This is a genomic window from Cryptosporangium phraense, from assembly GCF_006912135.1.
In the GTDB taxonomy this organism is placed as follows: domain Bacteria; phylum Actinomycetota; class Actinomycetes; order Mycobacteriales; family Cryptosporangiaceae; genus Cryptosporangium; species Cryptosporangium phraense.
Genome location: NZ_VIRS01000024.1, coordinates 42,564 through 58,038 on the forward strand (window position 1 = coordinate 42,564; position 15,475 = coordinate 58,038).

The 15,475-nt window shown below is 71.5% G+C and carries 14 protein-coding genes; 13 read left to right on the top strand and 1 reads right to left on the bottom strand.

Features of this window, described 5'->3' with window-relative positions:
• The first annotated feature begins 52 nt into the window (after positions 1-52).
• On the top strand, positions 53-616 hold the full coding sequence (gene efp, locus FL583_RS28585; RefSeq protein ID WP_142707997.1) for an elongation factor P: 564 nt from the start codon (positions 53-55) through the stop codon (positions 614-616).
• The gene (nusB, locus tag FL583_RS28590; RefSeq protein ID WP_142707948.1) at positions 613-1,050 is read left to right on the top strand and encodes a transcription antitermination factor NusB; all 438 of its coding nucleotides are present in this window, start codon (positions 613-615) and stop codon (positions 1,048-1,050) included. Before efp ends, nusB begins: the two co-directional genes overlap by 4 nt.
• 2,040 nt (positions 1,051-3,090) lie before the next feature.
• Here the strand turns inward: nusB and bldD are convergent.
• On the bottom strand, positions 3,091-3,567 hold the full coding sequence (gene bldD / locus FL583_RS28600) for a transcriptional regulator BldD (protein WP_035850614.1): 477 nt from the start codon (positions 3,565-3,567) through the stop codon (positions 3,091-3,093).
• A gap of 502 nt (positions 3,568-4,069) precedes the next feature.
• On the opposite strand from bldD, the gene pyrR reads away from it, so the two are divergent.
• The 11 genes from pyrR to rpoZ all read left to right on the top strand — a co-directional run bounded on the left by pyrR (position 4,070) and on the right by rpoZ (position 15,431).
• Positions 4,070-4,618, top strand: coding sequence for a bifunctional pyr operon transcriptional regulator/uracil phosphoribosyltransferase PyrR (pyrR, locus tag FL583_RS28605; protein ID WP_142707950.1), 549 nt, complete (start codon positions 4,070-4,072; stop codon positions 4,616-4,618).
• The gene (locus FL583_RS28610) at positions 4,615-5,529 is read left to right on the top strand and encodes an aspartate carbamoyltransferase catalytic subunit (protein WP_142707951.1); all 915 of its coding nucleotides are present in this window, start codon (positions 4,615-4,617) and stop codon (positions 5,527-5,529) included. The genes pyrR and FL583_RS28610 overlap by 4 nt, the downstream gene beginning before the upstream one ends.
• Positions 5,526-6,839 (top strand): dihydroorotase, encoded by a 1,314-nt coding sequence (locus tag FL583_RS28615; protein ID WP_142707952.1) that lies wholly within the window; start codon positions 5,526-5,528, stop codon positions 6,837-6,839. The genes FL583_RS28610 and FL583_RS28615 overlap by 4 nt, the downstream gene beginning before the upstream one ends.
• Complete coding sequence (locus FL583_RS28620) at positions 6,836-7,366, top strand: PH-like domain-containing protein (RefSeq protein WP_142707953.1); 531 nt, start codon at positions 6,836-6,838, stop codon at positions 7,364-7,366. The genes FL583_RS28615 and FL583_RS28620 overlap by 4 nt, the downstream gene beginning before the upstream one ends.
• Positions 7,363-8,472: a glutamine-hydrolyzing carbamoyl-phosphate synthase small subunit gene (gene carA / locus FL583_RS28625; protein ID WP_142707954.1), complete on the top strand. Its 1,110-nt coding sequence runs from the start codon at positions 7,363-7,365 to the stop codon at positions 8,470-8,472. Before FL583_RS28620 ends, carA begins: the two co-directional genes overlap by 4 nt.
• The gene (gene carB, locus FL583_RS28630) at positions 8,472-11,792 is read left to right on the top strand and encodes a carbamoyl-phosphate synthase large subunit (protein WP_142707955.1); all 3,321 of its coding nucleotides are present in this window, start codon (positions 8,472-8,474) and stop codon (positions 11,790-11,792) included. Before carA ends, carB begins: the two co-directional genes overlap by 1 nt.
• Positions 11,789-13,012, top strand: a complete 1,224-nt coding sequence (locus FL583_RS28635) for a quinone-dependent dihydroorotate dehydrogenase (RefSeq protein WP_142707956.1) — start codon at positions 11,789-11,791, stop codon at positions 13,010-13,012. The genes carB and FL583_RS28635 overlap by 4 nt, the downstream gene beginning before the upstream one ends.
• Positions 13,002-13,865 carry an orotidine-5'-phosphate decarboxylase gene (gene pyrF / locus FL583_RS28640; protein WP_142707957.1) on the top strand — a complete coding sequence of 288 codons (864 nt, stop codon included), beginning with the start codon at positions 13,002-13,004 and terminating at the stop codon, positions 13,863-13,865. Before FL583_RS28635 ends, pyrF begins: the two co-directional genes overlap by 11 nt.
• A 309-nt stretch (positions 13,866-14,174) precedes the next feature.
• Complete coding sequence (gene mihF / locus FL583_RS28645) at positions 14,175-14,504, top strand: integration host factor, actinobacterial type (RefSeq protein WP_073261690.1); 330 nt, start codon at positions 14,175-14,177, stop codon at positions 14,502-14,504.
• Positions 14,494-15,090, top strand: a complete 597-nt coding sequence (gene gmk / locus FL583_RS28650) for a guanylate kinase (protein ID WP_142707958.1) — start codon at positions 14,494-14,496, stop codon at positions 15,088-15,090. Before mihF ends, gmk begins: the two co-directional genes overlap by 11 nt.
• Before the next feature lie 74 nt (positions 15,091-15,164).
• Complete coding sequence (gene rpoZ / locus FL583_RS28655) at positions 15,165-15,431, top strand: DNA-directed RNA polymerase subunit omega (RefSeq protein ID WP_142707959.1); 267 nt, start codon at positions 15,165-15,167, stop codon at positions 15,429-15,431.
• Positions 15,432-15,475: the final 44 nt, after the last annotated feature.

Here is a 15,475-nt window from a genome sequence, read left to right on the forward strand (position 1 = left end):
CACGTGCACCACGCGCACCGGGCCGGCCGACCAGGAGACGAAGAGCTTCCGCATGGCCACCACGAACGACCTGAAGAACGGCATCACGCTGAACCTGGACGGTCAGCTCTGGAACGTCGTCGAGTTCCAGCACGTCAAGCCCGGCAAGGGCGGCGCGTTCGTGCGGACGACGCTGAAGAACGTCCTGACCGGCAAGGTCGTCGACAAGACGTTCAACGCCGGCGTGAAGGTCGAGACCGCCAACGTCGACAAGCGGGCGATGTCGTACCTGTACAAGGACGCGGGCGACTTCGTGTTCATGGACTCGGAGACCTACGACCAGATCACGGTCCCGGCCGCGACGGTGGCCGGCAACGCCGACTACCTGCTCGAGAACGCCGAGGTCACGATCGCGCTCCACGACGGCACGCCGCTCTACGTCGAGCTGCCCGCCTCGGTCGAGCTCGTCGTCCAGCACACCGACCCGGGCCTCCAGGGCGACCGCTCCACCGGCGGCACCAAGCCGGCCGAGCTCGAGACCGGCGCGACGATCCAGGTCCCGCTGTTCGTCAACACCGGCGACAAGCTGAAGGTCGACACCCGCGACGGGCGGTACATCGGCCGGGTCACGGGGTGAGCAGTCCCCGTCCCAACGATCCCGATCGCCGTTCGGCGCGCCGCAAGGCGCGGAAACGCGCCCTCGACATCCTGTTCGAGGCCGACGTCCGCGGCACCGAGCCGCTGGCGACCGCCCGCGACCGCCTCGCGCAGTCCGACCCCCCGGTGCCCGACTACGCGATCACGCTGGTCGAGGGCGTCACCGAGAAGCGTCCGCGCCTGGACGAGCTGATCTCGACGTATGCCGAGGGTTGGACCCTGGACCGCATGCCCGCGGTCGACCGGAACCTGCTCCGGTTGGGGGTGTACGAGCTGCTGTTCCGGGATGACATTCCGGATGCGGTCGCGATCGACGAGGCGGTGGATCTGGCTCGGGAGCTCTCTACGGATGAGTCGCCGCGGTTCGTGAACGGTCTGCTGGGGCGTCTGCAGTTGGTGAAGGCTGAGCTCTAGGGGTTTGTGGTTTACGCCTGCCGGGCGCGCGCCGGTCGCTTCCGCGACTGGCGCGCGTTGCTGTTGCGGGGGTGACGTCCCGCCGGTTCGTGCGTGGTCGCTGACCCACCCTCCGGTTGCTGGGGGTGTGCATGGCTCAGGGGTTCACGCGCCCGATCGCGCCGATACGCACCGCGTCGAGCCGGGTCGCGCTGGGTCGGGTCGGGTCGGGTAGCGCCACGCTGGGTCGGATCGCGCCGCGCCGCGTCGGATCGCGCCGCGCCGCGTCGGATCGCGTCGCGCCGTGTCGGGCCGGGTCGCGTCGGGCCGGGGTCGTTTCGCGCATCGGGCCAGGTCGTTTCGCGCGTCGGATCGGGTCGTTTCGCGCGCAGGGTCGCGCCTCTCCGCGCCGGGTCGCCGCGCAGCGCCGCGCCGGATCGGGCCGGGTCGGGCCGTGTCGGGTCGAGTCGCGTCGGTCGCGCCGCGCCGCGCCGCGCCGCGTCGGGTCGCGTCGGGTCGCGTCGCTTCGCGCCGGGTCGCGTATCGCCGCTCCGCGCTGGGTCGCGTCGCGCCGGGTCGCGTAGCGCCGCTCCGCGCCGGGCCGGGCCGGGTCGGGTCGGGTCGCTCCGCGCCGGGTCGGGCCGCTTCGCGCCGGGTCGCGCCGGGTCGGGTCGGGTCGGGTCGCTCCGCGCCGGGTCGGGCCGCTTCGCGCCGGGCCGCTTCGCGCCGGGCCGCTTCGCGCCGGGCCGCTTCGCGCCGGGCCGCGCCGGGTCGGGTCGGGTCGGGTCGCGCTGGGGTCGAGTGCGCTGCCGCGATAGGTCCTCCGCCTCGCTGCGCGCGGTCACCCACCCACCTCCTGCCCTCATGCGGCAGCAACCAGGAACGAACGAGAGGCCCCCGCGCGGACCAGCCATGCGTTGACCGACGCACCTCCGCAGGCCCGCTCCGGATCACGTCGGCTCGCCCGCCCGCCCGGCAGATCGTGCAGCCAGGGCCGTACCGCGGTCCGCCCGGAACAACGAACCCGCAGCCAGTTCCGCGGGCGTCTGCCGCTCGAGTCGGGCGTCGTCACGAGTACGTCGCCCACGCCGAAGCGCCCAGCGCGGGTGAGGAGTCCGACCTGCTGCCGGTACAGGCCACCGACATCGGTCGCGATGACGAGCGCTGCCGTCCGCGCCGCAGCGCGCTCCGGTCGACCTGGAGAGTGCGCGCCGGCTCAGGGCGGAGCCACTGATCCGAAGTCTCACGGCGCCCGCCAACTGCAATAACAAGCCCAGAGAGTGGAGACCGAGGGGTCAACGGTCGGCGGCCACTGACCAACCGCGAGGCGCTTAGCGGCAGGTCACCCACGATACGGCGGCCGGCGATACGGCGGCCCGCGGTGCGGCGGTGCGGCGATCAGAGGTGGCGATCAGAGGTGCGGCGGCCCGCGGTGCGGCGGTGCGGCGATCAGAGGTGCAGCGGCCCGCGGTGCGGCGGTTCGGCGGCCCGCGGTGCGGCGGTGCGGCGGCCTGCGGTGCGGCGGCCTGCGGTGCGGCGAACGGCGAGCGGTACGCGTGGTGGCGGCTCGCGATGTGGTGGTCCATGGCCGTAGTGACCATCGATGCGAGTGGTCTCGGCGATCTATGTGCGTCGTCAGCGGTTCGGCCCTGCCCAGCGAGGGCTCACGCATCACGCACTCAGCCCGGCTCATTCCCGCCACTCCGGCCGGCACCGGCGCGCCCCCCTCTGCTCACACACGCAGATTCACGACGTATCGGGGTTCTCCGGCCTCCGGAAGGCCCGGAAACTCGTCAATCTGCGCGCCCGCGTGCCCGCGTGCCTGCGAGCCTGCGTGCCTGCGAGCCCGCGTGCCCGCGTGCCTGCGCGTCCGCGTGCCCGCGTGCCCGCGTGCCCGCGTGCCCGCGTGCCCGCGTGCCCGCGTGCCCGCGTGCCCGCGCTCCCGCGCGCCCGCGCGGACAGACATCCCCCGCGGCCCGGGAAACGACGAAGCCCCCCGCGTGACGTGCGCGAGGGGCTTCATCACGTTCCAGCCGACACCCCCGGCTGGAACCCGGGGCACTACGGGCGAATCGGCGTCGCGACCAGCACGTTCCACTCGGTGAGCTTCTCGATCAGGCCGGCCGGGGACAGGTCGAACACGATCGCGAGCGTGCGCAGGTCGTCGGCGCGGATCGAGAGCACCCGGCCGTTGTAGTCGCCGCGCTGCTGCTGGATGCTCCGGGCGAACCGCTGCACGGCACCGAGCTCGTCACCGGGCAGCTGCTCGAGACGCTCGAGGTCGATGACGACCTTGCTCGCGCCCTCGTGACGGCCGGGGCCGTCGCCGGGGAGGAGCTCCGCGATCGGGACCCGGTAGAACTCGGCGAGCTCGTTCAGGCGGGCGACGGTGACGGCCCGGTCGCCGCGCTCGTACGAACCGACCACGACCGCCTTCCAGCGGCCACCGGACTTCTCCTCCACCCCCTGTAGCGAGAGACCCTGCTGCTGCCGGATGGCTCGCAGCCGGGCACCGAGGGCCTTGGCGTAATCGGACATTCGTTCTCCGAGGGGTATTGCGCATGCCCGGGGAAAGCATGCGGGCGGACGGGCAGCGACAGCCGAGCCACGTCTCCGCGCCCGGTCGCTACGGAGAGTGACCGTAGAGCCGAAAGGGCAATCCGGTCAAGAGGAATGACGAAACCGTAGCCGCCCGGCGTTGTGACGTTGAACGCCTCGGTCGATTCCACGCGGTAAGCACCTTTGCCCGATGTCGCTGCAGGGTGTGACCGTCACAGTTCATCATCCTGTCGTCACACGGTTCACATCGGTACCGGAAGTCGGGCCCTGGTCGGTACGAAACGGCACAGATTCTCGCTCCCGCACAACCCGCTCAGTCTCGTAACAGCTGTTGTGACCTGCGTCGCCTGTGATTCACGAGACGAGAACGGTGAGCCGTCGCAGACCGTCAGAGCGCTGATAGCGTTACCACGACAGTGCCAATCCTTTAACGACCCGTCCGGTGAGGCGGGGAAGGAGGTGGCCGGCGGTGACGCCTGCCATGGAGAGACTGCCCGACCAGCAAGACCGCGAGATCCTCGACGAAACCGCGGTGGGCCGCACGATCGACCGGATCGCCCACCAGATCCTCGAGAAGACCGACGGCGGAGCCGACACGGTATTGATGGGGATCCCGACCCGCGGCGCCCCGCTCGCCCGGCGGCTGGCCGGCCGCATCGAGACGTTCACCGGCGTGACCCTCCCGGTCGGCGCCCTCGACGTCACCCTCTACCGCGACGACCTGAAACTCCGCGGCCCGCGGGCCCTCGAACGCACCGACCTCCCCAGCGAGGGCATCGACGGCCGCCGGGTGATCCTGGTCGACGACGTCCTGTTCAGCGGCCGCACGATCCGCGCCGCGCTCGACGCCCTGTCCGACCTCGGCCGCCCGCGAAGCGTCCAACTGGCCGTTCTCGTCGACCGGGGGCACCGGGAACTACCGATCCGGGCCGACTACGTCGGCAAGAACCTGCCTACCTCGCGCAGCGAGAACGTGCGGGTCCACCTGCAGGAGACCGACGGTCGGGACGCGGTGGTGATCGCCGGATGATCACGCACCTCCTCTCCGCCGGTGATCTGGACGCCGAGACCGCCACCCTCATCCTCGATACGGCGCAGGAGCTCGCGGCCGCCTCGGGCCGGAGCGTCAAGAAGTTCCCGACGCTGCGCGGCCGCACGGTCGTGAACCTCTTCTACGAGGACTCGACCCGCACCCGGATCTCGTTCGAGGCCGCGGCCAAGCGCCTCTCGGCCGACGTCATCAACTTCTCGGCCAAGGGCTCCAGCGTCAGCAAGGGCGAATCGCTCAAGGACACCGCGCTGACGCTGCAGGCCATGGGCGCGGACGCCGTCGTGATCCGCCACCCGGCCAGCGGCGCCCCGAACACGCTGGCCAAGTGGGTCGACGGGGCCGTGGTCAACGCGGGCGACGGCACCCACGAGCACCCCACCCAGGCGCTGCTCGACGCGTACACGATGCGCAGCCGGCTCGGCCGGCTCGAAGGGCTGCGGGTCGGGATCGTCGGCGACGTGCTGCACAGCCGGGTCGCCCGGTCGAACGTGCTGCTGCTGGCGACGCTCGGCGCCGAGGTCACGCTGGTCGCCCCGCCGACGCTGGTGCCGGTCGGCGTCGGGTCCTGGCCGGCCGACGTCTCCTACGACCTGGACGCCGTCCTGCCGAAGCTCGACGTCGTGATGGCGCTCCGCGTGCAGCGGGAGCGCATGAACACGTCCTACTTCCCGACCGAGCGCGAGTACGCCCGCCGCTACGGGCTCGACCTGAAACGCCTGGCCGCGCTGCCCGAGCAGGCGATCGTGATGCACCCGGGCCCGATGAACCGAGGCATGGAGATCACGCCCGAAGTGGCCGACAGCAGCCGCTCCACGATCGTCGAACAGGTCACCAACGGCGTGCACGTCCGGATGGCCGTCCTCTACCTGCTCCTCGGAGGGGCCTCATGAGCAATTACCTGATCCGCGGCGCGACGTTCCCCGACGGCACCGCAAAGGACCTGGCGGTCGAGAACGGCCTGATCGTCGAGAAAACCGAAAACGCAGAGGTCATCGACGCTGAAGGCCTGCGACTCCTCCCCGGCCTCGTCGACCTGCACACCCACCTGCGTCAGCCCGGCCGGGAGGACGCCGAGACGATCGAGACCGGCAGCCGCGCGGCCGCGCTCGGCGGCTACACCGCGGTCTGCGCGATGGCCAACACCGACCCGGTCGCCGACGCGGCCGGGATCGTCGAGCAGGTCTGGCGGCTGGGCCGCGAGGTCGGCCTGGTCGACGTCCAGCCGATCGGCGCCGTCACCCTGGGCCTGAACGGCGAGCGGCTGGCCGAGCTGGGCGCGATGGCCGAGTCGGCCGCCCGGGTCCGGGTGTTCTCCGACGACGGCCACTGCGTGCACGACGCCGCGGTGATGCGCCGGGCGCTGGAGTACGTCAAGGCGTTCGACGGGGTCATCGCCCAGCACGCCGAGGATCCCAAGCTCACGGTCGGCGCGCAGATGAACGAGGGCGAGCAGTCCGCCCAGCTCGGGCTGGCCGGTTGGCCCGCGGTCGCCGAGGAGGCGATCATCGCCCGGGACGCGCTGCTCGCCGCCCACGTCGGGTCGCGGCTGCACGTCTGCCACGTCTCGACCGCGGGCTCGGTCGAGGTGCTGCGCTGGGCCAAGGGCCGCGGGATCCGGGTGACCGCCGAGGTCACCCCGCACCACCTGCTGCTCACCGACGAGCTGGCCGCGACCTACGACCCGGTCTACAAGGTCAACCCGCCGCTGCGCACGGCCGAGGACGTCACCGCGCTGCGCGAGGCCCTGGCCGACGGCACGATCGACGCGGTCGCCACCGACCACGCCCCGCACGCCCGCGAAGACAAGGAATGCGAGTGGGCGGCGGCCCGGCCCGGCATGCTCGGGCTGGAGACCGCGCTCCCGATCGTGATCCGGACGATGGTCGAGACCGGGCTGCTCGATTGGCAGGGCGTCGCCGACCGGATGAGCCACGCCCCGGCCCGCATCGCCGGCCTCACCGGCCTCACCGGCAACGGCCGGGCAACGAGCGGGGCCGGCGCCCACGGCCGCCCGCTCGCCGTCGGCGAGCCGGCCAACCTGACGCTCGTCGACCCGTCCGCGCGCTGGACGGTCACCCCGGACGGCCTGGCCAGCATCAGCCGCAACACCCCGTACGCCGGGCTCGAACTGCCGGGCACGATCGTGGCCACGTTCCTGCGCGGGCGTCCGACGGTCCTCGACGGCAAGGCCCAGGCATGATCGCGGCCGCCTACGAGCGCGGGCCCGACCACTGGACCGCCCGGATCCTGTTCACCGCGGCCGTGCTGGTGGTCTTCGGCCTGATCGTGCTGGCCGCCCGCCGGGCCTGGAAGCGACGGGTCGCGGCCCACGCCGACCTGCTGCCGCTCCCGACCGGCACGGTCACCGATGGCATCCCAGAAAGCAGCGGTCTCTACGTCGGCACCACCCAGGCCGGCGAGTGGCAGGCCCGCGTCTACGCCGGTGACCTGGCCAACCGCGCCGCCGCCACCCTGCACACCGGCCCCGAAGGCGTGCTGATCGAACGCGACGGCGCCGAACCGATCTTCATCCCGGCCGAATCGATCACCGGAGCCCGCCTCGACGCCGGCCTGGCCAACAAGGTCGTCGGCGGCGCCGGTCTGCTGGTCGTCACCTGGGAGCAGAACGGCTACGCGCTCGACACCGGCTTCCGCGCCGACCACCGCCTCGACAACGCCACCCACCTGCGTGAGATCGAGAAAGTCCTCCTGGAGAACGCCTCATGAAGACCCCTGCCCTACTGGTTCTGGAAGACGGCCGCACGTTCCGGGGCGAGGCCTTCGGCGCGATCGGCGAGACGTTCGGCGAAGCCGTCTTCACCACCGGCATGACCGGCTACCAGGAGACTCTCACCGACCCCTCGTACCACCGGCAGATCGTCACGATGACCGCGCCGCACATCGGCAACACCGGCGTGAACGGCGAGGACGACGAGTCGGCGAAAATCTGGGTCGCCGGCTACGTCGTCCGCGACCCGGCCCGGATCTCGTCCAACTGGCGCGCGACCGGCTCGCTCGACGACCGGCTGAAGGCCGAAGGCGTCGTCGGGATCGCCGGCGTCGACACCCGGGCCCTCACCCGGCACCTGCGCGAGCGGGGCGCGATGCGCGCCGCGGTCTCCAGCACCGGGGAAGACGCCGCGGACGTGCTGGCCAAAGTACGAACCAGCCCGAGCATGACCGGAGCCGACCTCGTCGGCGACGTCACCACCCCCGAGCCGTACGTGGTGAACGCCGAGGGCCCGACCCGGTTCAAGATCGCCGCGGTCGACCTCGGCATCAAGCGCAACACCCCGCGCCGGATGGCCGCCCGGGGCATCGAGGTGCACGTCCTCCCGGCCACGACGCCACCCGAGGAGCTGCTGAAACGGCAGCTCGACGGGGTCTTCTTCTCCAACGGCCCGGGCGACCCGGCCACCGCCGACGGCCCGGTGGCCCTGGCCCGGGCCGCGCTGGGGGCCCAGCTGCCCACGTTCGGCATCTGCTTCGGCAACCAGGTCCTCGGCCGTGCGCTCGGCTTCGGCACCTACAAGCTGGTCTACGGTCACCGCGGAATCAACCAGCCGGTCATCGACAAAAACACCGGCAAGGTCGAGATCACCGCCCACAACCACGGCTTCGCGGTCGACGCGCCCCGAGGGAAAGCCGCCGACACCGAATTCGGCCGCGCCGAGGTCAGCCACGTCTGCCTCAACGACGACGTGGTGGAGGGCCTGACCTGCCTCGACACCCCGGCGTTCAGCGTCCAGTACCACCCGGAAGCCGCGGCCGGCCCGCACGACGCGGACTACCTGTTCGACCGCTTCGTCGACCTCATGAAGGGCAAGAACTGATGCCGAAGCGCGACGACATCCGGCACGTGCTGGTGATCGGCTCCGGGCCGATCCTGATCGGGCAGGCCGCCGAGTTCGACTACTCCGGCACCCAGGCCTGCCGCGTGCTCCGCGAGGAGGGCCTGCGGGTCAGCCTGGTCAACTCCAACCCGGCGACGATCATGACCGACCCGGAGTTCGCCGACTCGACCTACATCGAGCCGATCACCGTGGAGTACGTCGAGCAGATCATCGCCCGCGAGCGCCCCGACGCCCTGCTGGCCACCCTCGGCGGCCAGACCGCGCTCAACACCGCGGTCGCGCTGCACGAGAAGGGGATCCTGGAGAAGTACAACGTCGAGCTGATCGGCGCCGACATCGACGCGATCCAGCGCGGCGAGGACCGGCAGCGCTTCAAGGACATCTGCGCCTCGGTCGGCGCCGAGACCCCCCGCTCCGCGGTGTGTCACTCGATGGAGGAGGTCCGGTCCACCGTCGCCGAACTCGGCCTCCCGGTGGTGATCCGTCCGTCGTTCACGATGGGCGGCCTGGGCTCCGGTATGGCCCATACGGACGCCGACCTGGAGCGCATCGCGGGCGGCGGACTGGCCGCGAGCCCGGTCCACGAGGTGCTGATCGAGGAGAGCGTGCTCGGCTGGAAGGAGTACGAGCTCGAGCTCATGCGCGACCGCAACGACAACGTCGTGGTCGTCTGCTCGATCGAGAACGTCGACGCGATGGGCGTGCACACCGGCGACTCGGTGACCGTCGCCCCGGCCATGACGCTCACCGACCGCGAGTACCAGCGGCTGCGTGACGTCGGCATCGACGTGCTGCGCGCGGTCGGCGTCGACACCGGCGGGTGCAACATCCAGTTCGCGATCAACCCGGAGACCGGCCGGCTGGTCGTCATCGAGATGAACCCGCGGGTGTCCCGCTCGTCGGCGCTGGCCTCCAAGGCGACCGGCTTCCCGATCGCCAAGATCGCGGCCAAGCTCGCGGTCGGCTACACGCTCGACGAGATCCGCAACGACATCACCGAGCAGACGCCGGCCAGCTTCGAGCCGAGCCTGGACTACGTCGTCGTGAAGGTGCCGCGGTTCGCGTTCGAGAAGTTCCCCGGCGCCGACCCGGAGCTGACCACGACGATGAAGTCGGTCGGCGAGGCGATGGCGCTGGGCCGGTCGTTCCCGGAGGCGCTGAACAAGGCGCTGCGCTCGGCCGAGACCGGCGCGGCCGGCTTCTGGACGACGCCGGATCCGGAGAACGACCCGCTGGACGCGCTGAAGATCCCGCACGACGGCCGGCTGTACGACGCCGAGCGGGCACTCCGGCTCGGGCACTCCGTCGAGGAGGTCGCCGCGGTCTCCGGCTACGACCCCTGGTTCGTCGACCAGATCGCGTCGCTGGTCGAGCTGCGGGCCGAGCTCGTCGACGCGCCGGTCCTCGACGTCGAACTGCTGCGCCGGGCCAAGCGGGCCGGGCTCTCCGACCGCCAGGTCGCGTCGCTGCGGCCGGAGTTCGCCGGCGAGGACGGCGTCCGGACCCTGCGGCAGCGGCTGGGGGTGCGTCCGGTCTACAAGACCGTCGACACCTGCGCGGCCGAGTTCGCCGCGAGCACGCCGTACCACTACAGCGCCTACGAGACCGACCCGGAGGCCGAGACCGAGGTCGCGCCGAGCACCGGGGCCAAGGTGATGATCCTGGGCTCCGGCCCGAACCGGATCGGCCAGGGCATCGAGTTCGACTACTCCTGCGTCCACGCCGCGATGTCCCTGCGGGACGCCGGCTACGAGACCGTGATGGTCAACTGCAACCCGGAGACGGTGTCCACCGACTACGACACGTCCGACCGGCTCTACTTCGAGCCGCTCACGTTCGAGGACGTGCTCGAGGTCTGGCACGCCGAGGACTCGTCGGGCAAGGCGGCCGGCGGGCCCGGCGTCGTCGGCGTCATCGTGCAGCTCGGCGGGCAGACGCCGCTCGGGCTGGCCCGGCGGCTGGCCGCGGCCGGCGTCCCGATCGTCGGGACGCCGCCGGAGAGCATCCACCTGGCCGAGGAGCGGGGCGCGTTCGGCCGGGTGCTGGAGGCAGCGAAGCTGCCGTCGCCCAAGCACGGCCTGGCCACGTCCTACCCCGAGGCGCACGCGATCGCCGAGACGCTCGGCTACCCGGTGCTGGTCCGGCCGTCCTACGTCCTCGGCGGACGGGGCATGGAGATCGTCTACGACGACGCCACGCTGGAGTCCTACATCGCCCGGGCGACCGAGGTCAGCCCCGAGCATCCGGTGCTGGTCGACAGCTTCCTCGACGACGCGATCGAGATCGACGTGGACGCGCTCGCCGACGGCACGGGGGAGATCTACCTCGGTGGCGTGATGGAGCACATCGAGGAGGCCGGGATCCACTCCGGCGACTCGGCCTGCGCGCTGCCGCCGATCACGCTCGGGTCGTCGGACATCGCGAACGTGCGCCGGTCGACGGCGGCCATCGCCGCCGGGGTGGGCGTTCGCGGGCTGCTCAACGTGCAGTACGCGCTCAAGGACGACACGCTCTACGTCCTCGAGGCCAACCCGCGGGCGTCGCGGACGGTCCCGTTCGTCTCCAAGGCGACGGCGGTGCCGCTGGCCAAGGCCGCGGCCCGGATCATGCTCGGCGCGACGATCGCCGATCTGCGCGAGGAGGGGCTGCTGCCGGCGACCGGCGACGGCGGGTCGCTGGCCCTGGAGCAGACGCCGATCGCGGTCAAGGAGGCCGTGCTGCCGTTCAAGCGGTTCCGGACGACCACCGGGGCCGGCATCGACAGCCTGCTCGGCCCGGAGATGAAGTCGACCGGCGAGGTCATGGGCATCGACACCGCGTTCGGCGCCGCGTTCGCGAAGAGCCAGGCCGGGGCCTACGGGTCGCTGCCGACCGAGGGCCGGGTGTTCGTCTCGGTCGCGAACAAGGACAAGCGCTCGATCGTCTTCCCGGTCAAGCGCCTGACCGACCTGGGCTTCGAGGTGATCGCCACGCACGGCACCGCCGAGGTGCTGTGGCGGCACGGCATCCCGGCTCGCGTGGTGCGCAAGCACTTCGAGCCGGCCGGCGGCGACGACGATCACGACGTGGTCACGTTGATTCGGGCCGGCGAGGTTCAACTCGTCGTCAACACGCCGTACGGGAACTCCGGGCCGCGCGTCGACGGGTACGAGATCCGGTCGGCCGCGGTGAGCGCCGACGTCCCGTGCATCACGACCGTGCAGGCGGCCGCGGCGGCGGTGCTCGGCATCGAGGCGCAGCTGCGTGGCGAGCTGTTCGTCCGCCCGCTGCAGGAGCTGCACAAGGCGCTGCGTCCGTGAGCGCCTACGGGGTCCTGCGAGACCGGGCGCTCTTCCGTCTCGGCGGTGGCGACGCCGAGACGGCGCACGAGCGGACACTGGACGCGCTGGCGCGGTTCGGCCGTTTCCCGATGGCCGTGGCCGCTTCCCGCCGCTGGGCCCTGGGCGACGCGCCGGGCCTGGCCCGGACGCTGTTCGGGGTGCCGTTCCCGGGGCCGGTCGGGCTGGCCGCGGGCATGGACAAGAACGGGGTCGCGCTGCCGGCCTGGGCCGGGCTCGGGTTCGGGTTCGTCGAGGTCGGCACCGTGACCGCGCACGGGCAGCCGGGCAACCCGCGGCCCCGGCTGTTCCGGTTGCCCGAGAGCGAGGCGATCGTCAACCGGATGGGGTTCAACAACCGGGGCGCGGCCGCGCTGGCCGCCCGGCTGGCCGACCTGTCGGTGGGTGGCCGCCCGCCGCTGCCGGTCCCGGTCGGGGTGAGCCTGGGCAAGTCCAAGGTCACCCCGCTGGACGCGGCCGTCGAGGACTACCTGCGGTCGCTGCGCGCCGTCCACCGCTACGCCGACTACGTGGCGGTGAACGTGAGCTCGCCGAACACGCCGGGCCTGCGGGCGCTGCAGGACCGGTCGGCGCTCGATTCGCTGGTGGGCGCACTGGCCGCGGAAGCCGCCGCGCTCCGGGACACCCCTGGGCCGCGTCGTCCGGCCGGGCGCGCGGTGCCGCTCGTCGTCAAGATCGCGCCGGACCTGACCGACGCGGCCGTCGGCGAGGTGCTCGAGGTCTGTGCGGCGCACGGCGTCGCCGGCGTCATCGTGTCCAACACGACGCTCGGCCGCGCCGGGGTCACCACGACGGAGGCGGGCGGGCTCTCCGGCGCTCCGCTGGCCGCGCGGGCCCGGGACCTGGTCCGGTTCGTGGTGCAGGAGACCGCCGGGCGGCTGCCGGTGATCGGCGTCGGCGGCATCCTGACGCCCGCCGACGCGACCGCGATGTTCGACCGCGGGGCGGCGCTGATCCAGCTCTACACCGGGCTCGTCTACCGCGGGCCCGGGCTGGTCCGGGCGATCAACAAATCCGTCACTCAGCGTGGCGTCGGGCGCCTCAGCTCCGCCGAGGCCATTTCCGACCCTCTGAGAGCCCCGCAGAGCGCTCCGCAGGGGGCGTTGGAGGGTCGAGTCACCACAGGCGGTCCGGCGACGCTCAGCGGGCCTGTAGCAGGGGAGGGTCCGAGTGAGCGTTAACACGTCGCAGGTCGCGGCCGACCGCGATCACTTCGGGGCCCGCCTGGCCAAGGCCGTCGCCGAGCGGGGACCACTCTGCGTGGGCATCGATCCGCACCCCGGACTGCTCGACGCCTGGGGGCTGACCAGGGACGTTGCCGGGGTCGAGCGGTTCGCGCGCACGGTCGTGGACGCGTTGGCCGGGCAGGTCGCGGTGCTCAAGCCGCAGTCGGCGTTCTTCGAGCGGTACGGGTCGCGCGGGATCGCCGTGCTCGAGCGGGTGATCCTCGACGCCCGGGCGGCCGGCGCGCTGGTGCTCAACGACGTCAAGCGGGGCGACATCGGCAGCACGATGGACGCCTACGCCGCCGCGTACCTGGACCCGGCGTCCCCGTTGTGCGGTGACGCGATGACCGCGAGCCCGTATCTCGGGTTCGGGTCGCTGGCGCCGCTGCTCTCCGCCGCGATCGCCCACGGCAACGGCGTCTTCGTGCTCGGCCTGACGTCCAACCCCGAAGGACCTCAGGTGCAGCACGCGGTCGCCGCCGACGGACGGACCGTCGCGCAGACCGTACTGGACGCGGTCGCGTCCGCGGACGCGGGCTACCTCCCCTACGGACCGGTCGGTGTCGTCGTCGGGGCGACCGTGGGGGAGACCGGGCACGACCTGAGCCGGGTGAACGGACCGTTCCTCGCGCCGGGTCTGGGCGCGCAGGGGGCGACCGCGGACGACCTCCGGGCGGTGTTCGGGGACGCCCGCCGGGCGGTGCTCCCGTCGGTCTCCCGGGAGGTGTTGCGGGCGGGTCCGGATCGCGCGTCGTTGCGCTCAGTGGCGGCCCGGGCGGCGGACGATTTTGCGGCTGTGCTTGCCTAAGGAAGGGCCGGTTGCGGTAGCCGAAACTGGCGTAGGTGTTGCCTACGCCACGATGGGTACTCTCCGACCTGCATGAACCCCTCGCGGCGAACCCTCGTTGCTGTCAGTGTGGAGTGTGTCATCGATCACTGTGATGTTCCGGTGGCGTCCGGCAAATTCGGGCATAAGACTGCAAATCGCAGCTTTCTGCGGTTTCATGCCACGATTGGGCGGGGGCCAACACCGGGCCGCATTGCTTCCTGTCGCACTTCCTCGCTAGGTTCACGCGCTGGAATCGTCCGCTTCCCCAACGAACACCCGAGGTGACCTGTGGCTCTTCCGTCGTTGAGCCCCGAGCAGCGTGCCGCTGCTCTGCAGAAGGCTGCCGAGGCGCGCAAGCAGCGTGCCGCGGTCAAGGACAAGCTCAAGCACGGTGGCCTGTCCCTGTCGGAGGTCCTCGACTCGGCCGAACAGGACGACGTCATCGGCAAGATGAAGGTCTCGGCCGTCCTCGAGGCGCTCCCCGGCATCGGCAAGGTCCGTGCCGTCCAGATCATGGAGAAGTTCAAGATCGCCGAGAGTCGGCGGGTGCGTGGCCTGGGTGACAACCAGAAGCGCGCGCTGCTCCAGGAGTTCGGCTCCACCTCCGGTGGACGCTGAAATTCCCGGCCTCCCGTCCCGCGCCGCTGATGCGGCGCGGCTGACGGTGCTCTCCGGTCCCTCCGGAGTAGGCAAGGGCAGCGTCGTGGCCGAGATCCGGCGTCACCACCCCTCGGTGTGGCTGTCGGTGTCGGTGACGACCCGCCCGCCCCGGCCCGGCGAAGAGCACGGCAAGCAGTACTACTTCGTCAGCCGGGACGAGTACGACCAGATGGTGGCCGCCGGCGATCTCCTGGAACATGCGGAGTTCGCCGGCAACGGCTACGGCACTCCTCGCCGTGCGGTCGAGGAGCGCCTGGCTTCGGGGCGCCCGGCCCTGCTCGAGATCGAGCTGCAGGGTGCCCGGCAGGTGCGGGAGGCGATGCCGACCGCGCAATTCGTCTTCTTGGCGCCCCCGTCGTGGGACGAGCTGGTCCGCCGGCTCGTCGGGCGGGGCACCGAGGACGAGGTGACGATCCGGCGCCGGCTCGAGGCCGCGGTCGTCGAGCTCGCGGCCGAGAAGGAATTCGACGTCACGATCGTCAACGACAATGTCAGCCAGGCTGCCACCGAGTTGGTAGAGTTGCTGACCGTGCCTGTCCGCTGAGGGACGGTCGGGTGCTGATGTGGTTCTTCCACGAGAAACTCAATCTCCCGAAATCATTTTGAGGCTGATCCGTTTTGTCCGGAACCGTCGCTGCTCCTGAAGGCATCACCAACCCGCCGATCGACGAGCTGCTCGAGAAGACCTCTTCGAAGTACGCGCTCGTGATCTACGCGGCCAAGCGGGCTCGTCAGATCAACGCGTACTACTCGCAGTTGGGTGAGGGGCTGCTCGAGTACGTGGGGCCGTTGGTGGAGACCTCGCCGCAGGAGAAGCCGCTGTCGATCGCGTTGCGAGAGATCAACTCCGACATGCTGACCCATGAGGCTGTGCCGGGGGAGTAAGTAGTCGTTTCGTCGCCTTGGGCGGGGCCGCCTGGGGGCGGGCT